Below are 11,737 nucleotides of genomic sequence, written 5' to 3' on the forward strand. Positions count from 1 at the left end.
CCCCCGCCCGCCCCTCAGCCCGCCGCCCGCATCGCCGCTCCCACGATGCCCGCGTTGTTCTGGAGCTGCGCCGGGACGATCTCCGCCTGGATGCCCTCCAGGTACTGGAGGAACTTGTGGGACTTGCGGCTGACCCCGCCGCCGATGATGAACAGCTCGGGCGAGAACAGCATCTCCACGTGGGCGAGGTACTTCCGCACCCGGTGCGCCCACTGCTCCCACGACAGGTCGTGGTCGTCCTTGACCTTGCTGGAGGCCCGCTTCTCCGCGTCGTGGCCCTCCAGCTCCAGGTGGCCCAGCTCGCTGTTGGGGACGAGGACGCCGTCCGTGAAGACGGCGCTGCCGATGCCCGTGCCGAAGGTGAGCAGGATGACCGTCCCCTGGCGGCCGCGTCCCGCGCCGAAGTGCATCTCAGCCACGCCGGCCGCGTCCGCGTCGTTGACGACCGTGACGTCCAGTCCGCCGAGCCGCTCGCCGAACAGGGCGCGCGCGTCCGTGTCGACCCAGCTCTTGTCGACGTTCGCCGCCTTCCGCCGCTTCCTCGGCCGCCTCGCCTCGGGCCCGGCCCCGCTGCGCGGCGCGCTGCCCGCCCGGCTGCTCGACTCGCCCGTCCTGCGCTGCAAGGCCAACCTGCTGACCCGCCTGCACGGACTCGACGAACTCGTCGGCCCGGTCGACACCCAGTCCGTCTACGTCACGATCACCAACCCCCTGCACTCCTGAGCACCCGCGACCACCCCCGACCCGAACTTCCGCAAGGAGCGACACCGTGGCTTCCACCGACGCGCGCCCCGACGCCGGCACCGCCCCCGGCACCGACCCGGAGCCCGGCACGGACACGGACGAGGAAGACACCCTGGATCTTCAGCTGCCCGAGGAGTTCGTCACCCTCTTCCGGGAACAGCCGGCCGACCCCGACCCCGACCCCGGCCTCGCCCCCGACCCCGGCGGCCCCGACGCACCGACCGGCGACGACCTGCTCGACCGCGTCGCCCACTGGGGCCCGACCGCCACCCCCGAGGGCCTGTTCCAGCTGGTGCCCGTCCGGCTCGACCAGGACGCCGCGCTCATCGGCCGCTGGATGAACGACCCCGCCGTCGCCGCCTTCTGGGAGCTGGCCGGGCCGCAGAGCGTCACCGAGGACCACCTGCGGACCCAGCTCACCGGCGACGGACGCAGCGTCCCGTGCCTCGGCCTGCTGGAGGGAACCCCGATGAGCTACTGGGAGGTCTACCGGGCCGACCTCGACCCGCTGGCCCGTCACTGTCCCGTCCGGCCGCACGACACGGGCCTCCACCTCCTCGTCGGCGACGCCGCCGACCGCGGGCGGGGCCTCGGCACCACGCTGATCAGGGCCGTGGCCGGCCTCGTCCTCACCCGGCGCACCCGCTGCACGCGCGTCCTCGCCGAACCCGACCTGCGCAACACCCCGTCCGTCGCCGCCTTCCGCAAGGCCGGGTTCGAGCTCGCCGCCGAGATCGATCTGCCCGGCAAGCGAGCCGCCCTCATGGTCCGGGAGCGGGGCGCGCGCGAGCTGCCGTAGGCCCTGTCCATCCGTCCCGCCCGCCGAGGAGCCCACCCGTGTCCCCGCCGCCCCCGCGCCCCCTGCCGTCCCTGCTCCCCGCCGCCGTCACCCGTTTGTCAGTGCCGGGCCGTAGGGTGGTCGCGCTATGACGAAGCCCTCACTCCCCGAACTCCTGCACGCCGCCGTCTCCGCCGTCGGCGGCACGGAGCGTCCCGGCCAGGTGACCATGGCCGAAGCGGTCGCGGAAGCGATCGACGACGGCTCCCATCTGCTGGTCCAGGCCGGCACCGGCACCGGAAAGTCTCTCGGCTACCTGGTGCCCGCCCTGGCGCACGGGGAGCGCGTCGTCGTGGCCACCGCGACGCTGGCCCTCCAGCGCCAGCTGGTGGAGCGGGACCTGCCGCGCACGGTCGACGCCCTGCACCCCCAGCTGCGCCGCCGCCCGGAGTTCGCGATGCTCAAGGGCCGGTCGAACTACTTGTGCCTGCACCGACTCCACGAGGGCGTCCCGCAGGACGAGGAGGAGGGCCTGTTCGACCAGTTCGAGGCCGCCGCCCCCACCAGCAGGCTGGGCCAGGACCTGCTGCGGATGCGGGACTGGGCCGACGAGACGGAGACCGGCGACCGCGACGACCTCACGCCCGGCGTCTCCGACCGGGCCTGGTCGCAGGTCTCGGTGTCCTCGCGCGAGTGCCTGGGCGCCTCGAAGTGCGCGTACGGCGCGGAGTGCTTCGCGGAGACGGCCCGGGAGCGCGCCAAGCTCTCCGACGTCGTCGTCACCAACCACGCGCTGCTCGCGATCGACGCCATCGAGGGCGCGCCGGTGCTGCCGCAGCACGAGGTGCTGATCGTCGACGAGGCGCACGAGCTGGTCTCCCGGGTCACCGGCGTGGCCACCGGCGAGCTGACCCCCGGCCAGGTCAACCGGGCGGTGCGACGGGCCGCGAAGCTCGTCAACGAGAAGGCCGCCGACCAGCTCCAGACCGCCGCGGAGGGCTTCGAGCGGCTGATGGAGCTGGCCCTGCCCGGCCGGCTGGAGGAGGTCCCGGAGGACCTCGGCTACGCCCTGATGGCGCTGCGCGACGCCTGCCGCACGGTCATCTCCGCGATCGGCACCACGCGGGACAGGTCCGTGCAGGACGAGGACGCGGTCCGCAAGCAGGCGCTGGCCTCGGTGGAGTCCGTCCACGACGTGGCGGAGCGCATCACCGACGGCTCCGAGTGGGACGTCGTCTGGTACGAACGGCACGACCGCTTCGGGGCCTCCCTGCGCGTGGCCCCCATGTCCGTCTCGGGACTGCTGCGCGAGAAGCTCTTCACCGACCGCTCGGTCGTGCTGACATCGGCGACCCTGAAGCTGGGCGGCGACTTCAACGGCGTCGGCGCCTCCCTCGGCCTCGCCCCCGAAGGCACCGAGGGCGACGACGTGCCGCAGTGGAAGGGCGTCGACGTCGGCTCGCCCTTCGACTACCCCAAGCAGGGCATCCTCTACGTCGCCAAGCACCTGGCCCGCCCCGCGCGGGACGGCGACCGCGGCGACATGCTCGACGAGCTGACGGAGCTGATCCAGGCAGCCGGCGGCCGCACGCTGGGCCTGTTCTCCTCGATGCGGGCGGCCCAGCTGGCCGCGGAGGAGCTGCGCTCCCGCATCCCCGAGTACCCGATCCTCCTCCAGGGCGAGGAGACCCTCGGCGAGCTGATCAAGAACTTCGCCGCCGACCCCAAGACGTGTCTGTTCGGCACGCTGTCGCTGTGGCAGGGCGTGGACGTCCCGGGGCCCAGCTGCCAGCTGGTCGTCATGGACAAGATCCCGTTCCCGCGCCCCGACGACCCGCTGATGAGCGCCCGGCAGAAGGCGGTCGAGGAGGCCGGGGGCAACGGCTTCATGGCGGTCGCCGCCACGCATGCCGCGCTGCTGATGGCGCAGGGCGCCGGCCGTCTCGTCCGGGCGTCGGGCGACCGCGGTGTCGTCGCCGTGCTGGACCAGCGGCTGGCGACGGCCCGGTACGGCAGCTATCTGAAGGCGTCGCTGCCCGACTTCTGGTTCACCACGGACCGCAACCAGGTGCGCAAGTCGCTGGCCGCCATCGACGCGGTCGCGCGGCAGGCGGAGGGCGGCTGAGTCGCAGACGGAGGGCGGCTGAGCGGCAGCCGGAAGGCGGCTGAGGAGGCCCCCGGACAGCGCAGGGCCCCGGAACCGGCGCAGAGGTTCCGGGGCCCGGTCGGGGCGGCGGGTCGCTGTCGTGCGGGACCCGCCCGGCGTGGCGCTCAGACGCGACGCAGTACGGCCACCACCTTGCCGAGGATGGTCGCGTCGTCACCGGGGATGGGCTCGTAGGCCGAGTTGTGCGGGAGGAGCCAGACGTGGCCGTCCTCGCGCTTGAAGCGCTTGACGGTGGCCTCGCCGTCGAGCATCGCGGCGACGATGTCGCCGTTCTCGGCGACCGGCTGGCGGCGGACCGTGACCCAGTCGCCGTCGCAGATGGCGGCCTCGATCATCGAGTCGCCGACGACCTTGAGGACGAACAGCTCGCCGTCACCGACCAGCTGCCGGGGCAGGGGGAAGACGTCCTCCACGGACTCCTCGGCGAGGATCGGGCCACCGGCCGCGATGCGTCCGACCAGCGGCACGTACGACGCGGCGGGCTTGCCGGCGGTGTCCGTGGGCTGCACCGAGGCGGCCTGGTCGGAGCCGCGCACCTCGTAGGCGCGCGGGCGGTGCGGGTCGCGGCGCAGGAAGCCCTTGCGCTCCAGCGCCATCAGCTGGTGCGCGACGGAGGAGGTGCTGGAGAGGCCGACGGCCTGGCCGATCTCCCGCATCGACGGCGGGTACCCACGCCGCTGCACCGAGTCCCTGATGACCTCGATCACCCTGCGCTGGCGATCGGTCAGTCCCGAGCTGTCCGCCCGGATGCCGGGAGGTCGGCCCGGCAGGGAGCGCTTGGGCCCCTCGGCAAGCGTGGCTTCGCTCATCGCATGCACCGGCTCAGGGCGGCCCTGGGGGCGGTCCTGGGCAGTGATCGCGGCACTGTCGGCGGTGGTGGTCACGTCGGCCCCTCTCGATGGTCTCCCTGCAGCACAACGGTAGTAGCTTTCGAAAGGTTGCGCCAAACACACGTTCGAGTGAAAAAACGCGAATCGACCGCCCGGAGAAGAAATCTGGGTGTATGGCTATCGCGGTGCCCGACGGACAAAAGGGCTCATTGCTGTACTCTTCACCGCCGGGTGGCGACCTCGCTGGTTGTCGCCCCAGTCTGCCATCAGGCATCCCGTCCGACGGGAGCCGGTGCCCATCTGTGCGGTAGCCCCACGGCCCCTCCCCGCGGCGCCCACGGTATCTCCGCATGCGCGGGGGCGGTGCGGGCGCGCCCGGGCGTATCCCCGCACCTCGGGGGCATGCGGCCGTTTGTACGCACGGGCGCGACACGCGTGCGGGGCGTGTATGTATGGGCCAAGCCCCACATCTAGTGGTTGGATTGCGAGAGCAGCCCACAAGTTGTGGTGCCCCGGGTCTTCAGGCCCGCCGCGATCGCCTATGCTGGGGGCTGCTTCGAGGGGCCTGAAGGGTCTCGTGAGGCTATTTGAGTCTGCTGTGAGGAGGGTTGGGAGTTCATGCACTGCCCCTTCTGCAGGCACCCCGACAGCCGCGTCGTCGACAGTCGTACGACCGACGACGGCACGTCGATCCGCAGGCGCCGCCAGTGCCCCGACTGCTCCCGTCGCTTCACGACCGTGGAGACGTGCTCGCTCATGGTGGTGAAGCGGTCCGGGGTCACCGAGCCGTTCAGCCGCATCAAGATCATCAACGGTGTGCGCAAGGCCTGTCAGGGCCGGCCCGTCACCGAGGACGCGCTCGCGCAGCTCGGCCAGCGGGTCGAGGAGGCGGTGCGGGCCACCGGAAGTGCCGAGCTGACCACCCACGACGTGGGGCTGGCCATACTCGGCCCGTTGCAGGAACTCGACCTCGTCGCCTATCTGCGGTTCGCCTCGGTCTACCGGGCGTTCGACTCGCTCGAGGACTTCGAGGCCGCGATCGCGGAGCTGAGGGAGGCGACGGGGCACCCCGGCGAGGACGGCGACGAGGTCGGCTCGGGGAGCCAGGAGAACGACCGCGGGTCCACGGGGGCGGCACAGGTCCCCGAGCCCGCAGGCGCCGCCGACTGACCGGCGGGCCGGATCCGGACCCGGCGGTCCGGGCCCGGCCGGTCGACGGCGAGAGAAGAGACCTGTTGCGGGCGGAGCCAGAGGTGCCCGCAACACCAGACAGAACACCGTGCCACGGGAACAATCGCGGCACTTCAGGGCGTTTTCGCCCGTACAGGGAGGCGGCATGACAGAGACGGCGAGCGGTCCGGCACGGAGCTCCCGCGCCAAGGGCACCAAGGCGGGCAAGGGACTCCGTGTCGAGCGCGTCCACACCACTCCCGGGGTCCACCCCTACGACGAGGTGACCTGGGAGCGTCGTGACGTCGTCATGACCAACTGGCGCGACGGCTCGGTCAACTTCGAGCAGCGCGGCGTCGAGTTCCCCGACTTCTGGTCGGTGAACGCGGTCAACATCGTCACCAGCAAGTACTTCCGCGGTGCCGTCGGCACCCCGCAGCGCGAGACCGGCCTCAAGCAGCTGATCGACCGCATCGTGAAGACGTACCGGAAGGCCGGCGAGGACCACAGGTACTTCGCCTCGCCCGCCGACGCCGAGATCTTCGAGCACGAGCTGGCCTACGCCCTCCTGCACCAGATCTTCAGCTTCAACAGCCCGGTCTGGTTCAACGTCGGCACGCCCCAGCCGCAGCAGGTCTCCGCCTGCTTCATCCTGGCCGTCGACGACTCCATGGAGTCGATCCTCGACTGGTACAAGGAAGAGGGCATGATCTTCAAGGGCGGCTCCGGTGCCGGCCTGAACCTCTCCCGGATCCGCTCCTCCAAGGAGCTGCTCTCCTCCGGCGGCAACGCCTCGGGACCGGTCTCCTTCATGCGCGGCGCCGACGCCTCCGCCGGCACCATCAAGTCCGGCGGCGCCACCCGCCGCGCGGCCAAGATGGTCATCCTCGACGTCGACCACCCCGACATCGAGGACTTCATCCAGACCAAGGTGAAGGAAGAGGAGAAGATCCGCGCCCTGCGCGACGCGGGCTTCGACATGGACCTGGGCGGCGACGACATCACGTCCGTCCAGTACCAGAACGCCAACAACTCGGTCCGCGTGAACGACACGTTCATGAAGGCCGTGCAGGACGGCGGCAAGTTCGGTCTGACGTCCCGCATGACCGGTGAGGTCATCGAGGAGGTCGACGCCAAGGCGCTCTTCCGCAAGATGGCCGAGGCCGCGTGGGCCTGCGCCGACCCGGGCATCCAGTACGACGACACCATCAACGCCTGGCACACCTGCCCGGAGTCCGGCCGCATCAACGGCTCGAACCCGTGCAGCGAGTACATGCACCTGGACAACACGTCCTGCAACCTCGCCTCGCTGAACCTGATGAAGTTCCTGAAGGACGACGGCAAGGGCAACCAGTCCTTCGACGCCGAGCGCTTCTCGAAGGTCGTCGAGCTGGTCATCACCGCGATGGACATCTCCATCTGCTTCGCGGACTTCCCGACCCAGAAGATCGGCGAGAACACCCGCGCCTTCCGCCAGCTCGGCATCGGCTACGCCAACCTCGGCGCCCTGCTGATGGCGACCGGCCACGCCTACGACTCCGACGGCGGCCGCGCCCTCGCCGGTGCCATCACCTCCCTGATGACCGGCACCTCGTACCGCCGCTCCGCCGAGCTGGCCGCGATCGTCGGCCCGTACGACGGCTACGCCCGCAACGCGCAGCCGCACCTGCGGGTGATGAAGCAGCACTCCGACGAGAACGCCAAGGCCGTCCGCATGGACGACCTGGACACGCCGATCTGGGCCGCCGCCACCGAGGCCTGGCAGGACGTGCTGCGCCTCGGCGAGAAGAACGGCTTCCGTAACTCCCAGGCGTCCGTCATCGCCCCGACCGGCACCATCGGTCTGGCGATGTCCTGCGACACCACCGGCCTCGAGCCCGACCTCGCCCTGGTCAAGTTCAAGAAGCTGGTCGGCGGCGGCTCGATGCAGATCGTCAACGGCACCGTCCCGCAGGCCCTGCGCCGCCTGGGCTACCAGGAGGAGCAGATCGAGGCGATCGTCGCCCACATCGCCGACCACGGCAATGTGATCGACGCCCCCGGCCTAAAGCCCGAGCACTACGAGGTGTTCGACTGCGCGATGGGCGAGCGCTCCATCTCCGCGATGGGCCACGTGCGCATGATGGCCGCGATCCAGCCGTGGATCTCCGGCGCCCTCTCCAAGACGGTCAACCTGCCGGAGTCGGCGACCGTCGAGGACGTCGAGGAGGTCTACTTCGAGGCGTGGAAGATGGGCGTCAAGGCGCTCGCCATCTACCGCGACAACTGCAAGGTCGGCCAGCCCCTCTCCGCGAAGACCAAGTCGGCCAAGGAGACGGAGAAGGCCGAGGTCACCGAGAAGGCCGAGGAGACGATCCGCGCCGCGGTCGAGAAGGTGGTCGAGTACCGCCCGGTCCGCAAGCGCCTCCCGAAGGGCCGTCCCGGCATCACCACGTCCTTCACGGTCGGTGGCGCCGAGGGCTACATGACCGCCAACTCCTACCCGGACGACGGTCTCGGCGAGGTCTTCCTGAAGATGTCCAAGCAGGGCTCGACGCTCGCGGGCATGATGGACGCCTTCTCCATCGCGGTCTCCGTCGGCCTCCAGTACGGCGTGCCGCTGGAGACGTACGTCTCGAAGTTCACCAACATGCGCTTCGAGCCGGCCGGCATGACGGACGACCCGGACGTGCGGATGGCGCAGTCGATCGTCGACTACATCTTCCGCCGCCTGGCGCTGGACTTCCTGCCCTTCGAGACCCGCTCCGCGCTCGGCATCCACTCCGCCGAGGAGCGCCAGCGGCACCTGGAGACCGGTTCGTACGAGCCGTCCGACGACGAGGTCGACGTCGAGGGCCTGGCCCAGTCGGCGCCGCGCGCCCAGGAGCTGAAGGCCGTCGCCACGCCGAAGGCCGAGGCCGAGGTGGCCAAGCCGGCTCCGCAGCAGGCGCACACCAGCGCCGAGCTGGTGGAGATGCAGCTGGGCATCCAGGCCGACGCCCCGCTGTGCTTCTCCTGCGGCACGAAGATGCAGCGCGCCGGTTCCTGCTACATCTGCGAGGGCTGCGGCTCGACCAGCGGTTGCAGCTGACCGGTAGGACCCCATGAGTGAGGGGCGCAGGCCAAGGCCTGCGCCCCTCACTCATGTCACCGCGTTCACGGCCTGCGGGCCGCGCCCATCGTGCGGCTGAACGTCGCCGGGTCGCCCTCGAAGCCGTGGACCCCGCCGCGGAACTCCCACGCCCCCGTCTCGTCCCGGACGAACTCCGCGACCGTCGCCGCGGTCGCCCCGGGCACGCCGGCGAAAGCGTCCTCGGCCAGCTCCGTGTAGCCCTCCCGGATGCGCAGGCCGGGATTGGCCACGCCGGCGAAGGTCCGCTCCCCGGAGGGCTGCTGGATCACGACGCCGACGACCACGCGCGCGTACCGGGCGTCGAGCCGCTCCAGCTCCAGCGTCATGACCTCGTCGTACCCGAAGCCCTTGCCGTCCCGGCTGTCCCGGTTCAGATAGATGGTGCCGTCGGGTGAGCGGCTGTCGAAGTGCACCACGTACGAGGGGTCCCCGTACGGATCGTCTGCCGTGTACGTCCCGGCGACGACGTCCAGGTCGGCGGGTGGCTCTCCCGCCGGACTCGGGTCCCAACGCAGCGCGACCTCGACCTTGCGGATCCCCTTGCTGAGGCCGTTCACAGACTTCCCCTTCCCCGGTCCTGCTTGCCCCGCCACCCCAACTGCCGACCGCTGTCGGCCGGTTGTCCATCCTGCCATGCGCCCGCGGACGGCAGCGGAGGAGCACTCCGCCCGAGAGTGACCGGTGCCACGTTCCCTGGCCTTACCATGGCGCGGTGCTGGTCAAGTGGATTCGCTGCACCGTGGTCGACCGCCGCGGTTTCGAGCGGGGGCAGCGGAAGTGGGCGGGGCTTCCGGGGGAGCCGGGTTTTCGGGGGCAGGGGGGTGGCTGGAGCCGGGGACGGCCGGACGTGGCCCATGTGTTCGCCTTCTGGGAGAGCAGGGCCTTCTACGACTCCTTCATGGCGCGCTCGCACGACCGGCTCGCCTCGGCCCAGGCCGGCACCTTCAAGGACGCCCAGGTCAGGCTCTTCGACCACCGCTTCGACGTGAAGACCGGGTTCGAGCCCCGTTTCACCGACGCCGACCTGCTGCGGGTGGCGCTCTGCCGCGCCCACGAGGACCGTGCCGAGCACTACGTGCTGATGCAGGAGAAGGTCTGGAACCCCGCGATGGCCGGCTCGCCCGGCATGATCCGCGGGCTGTTCGGCGAGGCACCCGGCCACGAGTACCTGGTGCTGTCGATGTGGCGGTCGGCCGCCGAACACGGCAAGTACCGCGCCGAGCGGGTGGAGCGGCTCGCCCTGCGCGCCCAGACGGAGGCCGACGTCGCGGCCCTCACCGGGGACATCGTGCAGCTGGAACCCTCCTGGACCGTGTGACCTACGCCGTACGGGGCAGGTAGGAGTCCTCGGTTCCGCGCTTCACGATCTAGGGTTCTGGCATGGCACGACCACGGCGCATCGTTCTCGTCCGGCACGGCGAGTCGATCGGCAACCACGACGACTCCGTGTACGAACGCGAACCCGACCACGCGCTCGCCCTGACCGAGCGGGGCCGGGCGGAGGCCGAGGAGACGGGCAGGACCCTGCGCGAGGTGTTCGGCCGCGAACGCGTCAGCGTGTACGTCTCCCCGTACCGCCGCACCCACGAGACGCTGCGCGCCTTCCACCTCGACCCGGAGCTGATACGGATACGGGAGGAGCCCCGGCTGCGCGAGCAGGACTGGGGGAACTGGCAGGACCGCGACGACGTGCGCCTGCAGAAGGCCTACCGCGACGCCTACGGCCACTTCTTCTACCGTTTCGCGCAGGGCGAGTCCGGCGCCGACGTCTACGACCGGGTCGGCGGCTTCCTGGAGAGCCTGTTCCGCAGCTTCGAGGCCCCCGACCACCCGCCGAACGTCCTCCTGGTCACCCACGGCCTGGCGATGCGGCTGTTCTGCATGCGGTGGTTCCACTGGACGGTCGCGGAGTTCGAGTCGCTGTCGAACCCCGGGAACGGCGAGCTCCGGATGCTCGTTCTGGGGGAGGACGGCAAGTACACCCTGGACCGGCCCTTCGAGCGCTGGCGGGAACCGGAGCCGTACGGGATCACGGGATAAGGTGGCAGGGCGATGACGGCTCATTCATCTCCTGAAGGGCGCCTGGACAGGGCCCTGGCCAGCCTGCGCGGACTGTCGGTCGGGGACGCGCTGGGCTCGCAGTTCTTCGTGCCCGCGAACTATCCGCTCCTCAAGCGCCGCGAGCTGCCGCCGGGCGACTGGCAGTGGACCGACGACACCGAGATGGCCGCCTCCGTGGTCGCCGTCCTGGCCGTCCACCACCGTATCGACCAGGACGCCCTGGCCCGCTCCTTCGCCGAGCACCACGACTTCGACCGCGGCTACGGCCCGGCGGTCAACCGGCTGCTGCGGCTCGTCCGGGAGGGCGGGGACTGGCGCGAGCTCGCCGCCGGCCTCTTCAACGGCCAGGGCTCCTGGGGCAACGGCGCCGCGATGCGCATCGCGCCCCTGGGCGCCTGGTACGCGGACGACCCGGAGCAGGCGACACACCAGGCCGAGATCTCGGCCTACCCCACGCATCAGCACCGCGAGGCGGTGGTCGGCGCCATGGCGGTCGCCGCCGCCGCGGCGCTGGCCGCGTCGGCCGACGGTCCGCCCGGGGCGCACGCGCTCCTCGACGGGGTGATCGCCCTGGTGCCCAAGAGCGCCGTCGGCGCCGGGCTGCGCCGCGCCCGGGACATGCTCGACTACGCGGACGCGGCCACCGTCGCGGCCGTGCTGGGCTGCGGCAGGCGTACGACCGCGCACGACACGGTCCCCTTCGCGCTGTGGTCCGCCGCGCGCTCCCTCGGCGACTACGAGCACGCCTTCTGGACGACCGCCCAGGTCGGCGGGGACGTGGACACGACCTGCGCGATCGTGGGCGGGGTGGTCGCCGCCGCCGCCGGCCGGGCGGGCGCGCCGCCGGCCGAGTGGGTGGCCCGGACGGAGGCGCT

At 71.3% G+C, this 11,737-nt stretch carries 9 protein-coding genes and 2 pseudogenes; 8 read left to right on the forward strand and 3 right to left on the reverse strand.

Features of this window, described 5'->3' with window-relative positions:
- Positions 1–14 precede the first annotated feature (14 nt).
- A pseudogene (gene ppgK, locus GTW67_RS02665) lies at positions 15–533 on the reverse strand (polyphosphate--glucose phosphotransferase); the annotation flags it as partial.
- Between ppgK and GTW67_RS02670 the strand changes: the two are divergent.
- The 3 genes and pseudogenes from GTW67_RS02670 to GTW67_RS02680 form a co-directional block, all read left to right on the forward strand.
- Positions 523–723, forward strand: a pseudogene (locus GTW67_RS02670) (iron transporter); the annotation flags it as partial. The pseudogenes ppgK and GTW67_RS02670 overlap by 11 nt on opposite strands.
- A 46-nt stretch (positions 724–769) precedes the next feature.
- Positions 770–1,543: a GNAT family N-acetyltransferase gene (locus GTW67_RS02675; protein ID WP_346010538.1), complete on the forward strand. Its 774-nt coding sequence runs from the start codon at positions 770–772 to the stop codon at positions 1,541–1,543.
- A 127-nt stretch (positions 1,544–1,670) separates the two neighbouring features.
- Complete coding sequence (locus GTW67_RS02680) at positions 1,671–3,647, forward strand: ATP-dependent DNA helicase (protein WP_161163177.1); 1,977 nt, start codon at positions 1,671–1,673, stop codon at positions 3,645–3,647.
- 146 nt (positions 3,648–3,793) lie between these two features.
- On the opposite strand, the gene lexA is transcribed toward GTW67_RS02680, so the two are convergent.
- Complete coding sequence (lexA, locus tag GTW67_RS02685; protein ID WP_161163178.1) at positions 3,794–4,573, reverse strand: transcriptional repressor LexA; 780 nt, start codon at positions 4,571–4,573, stop codon at positions 3,794–3,796.
- Positions 4,574–5,137: 564 nt separating this feature from the next.
- Between lexA and nrdR the strand changes: the two genes are divergently transcribed.
- Positions 5,138–5,689, forward strand: coding sequence for a transcriptional regulator NrdR (gene nrdR / locus GTW67_RS02690; protein ID WP_161163179.1), 552 nt, complete (start codon positions 5,138–5,140; stop codon positions 5,687–5,689).
- Between the two features lie 166 nt (positions 5,690–5,855).
- Positions 5,856–8,759, forward strand: a complete 2,904-nt coding sequence (locus GTW67_RS02695) for a vitamin B12-dependent ribonucleotide reductase (protein ID WP_161163180.1) — start codon at positions 5,856–5,858, stop codon at positions 8,757–8,759.
- A gap of 65 nt (positions 8,760–8,824) precedes the next feature.
- Here the strand turns inward: GTW67_RS02695 and GTW67_RS02700 are convergent, their stop codons facing one another.
- The gene (locus GTW67_RS02700) at positions 8,825–9,358 is read right to left on the reverse strand and encodes a TerD family protein (RefSeq protein ID WP_161163181.1); all 534 of its coding nucleotides are present in this window, start codon (positions 9,356–9,358) and stop codon (positions 8,825–8,827) included.
- Between the two features lie 155 nt (positions 9,359–9,513).
- On the opposite strand from GTW67_RS02700, the gene GTW67_RS02705 reads away from it, so the two are divergent.
- The 3 genes from GTW67_RS02705 to GTW67_RS02715 all read left to right on the forward strand — a co-directional run.
- Entirely contained in the window at positions 9,514–10,119 is a 606-nt protein-coding gene (locus tag GTW67_RS02705; protein WP_161163182.1) for a DUF4937 domain-containing protein, read from the forward strand.
- A 62-nt stretch (positions 10,120–10,181) separates the two neighbouring features.
- Positions 10,182–10,841 carry a histidine phosphatase family protein gene (locus tag GTW67_RS02710; RefSeq protein ID WP_161163183.1) on the forward strand — a complete coding sequence of 220 codons (660 nt, stop codon included), beginning with the start codon at positions 10,182–10,184 and terminating at the stop codon, positions 10,839–10,841.
- 12 nt (positions 10,842–10,853) lie between these two features.
- On the forward strand, positions 10,854–11,737 hold an 884-nt coding region (locus tag GTW67_RS02715; protein ID WP_161163184.1), incomplete at its 3' end, for an ADP-ribosylglycohydrolase family protein.

Source organism: Streptomyces sp. SID5910, assembly GCF_009862125.1.
Classification (GTDB): Bacteria; Actinomycetota; Actinomycetes; order Streptomycetales; family Streptomycetaceae; genus Streptomyces.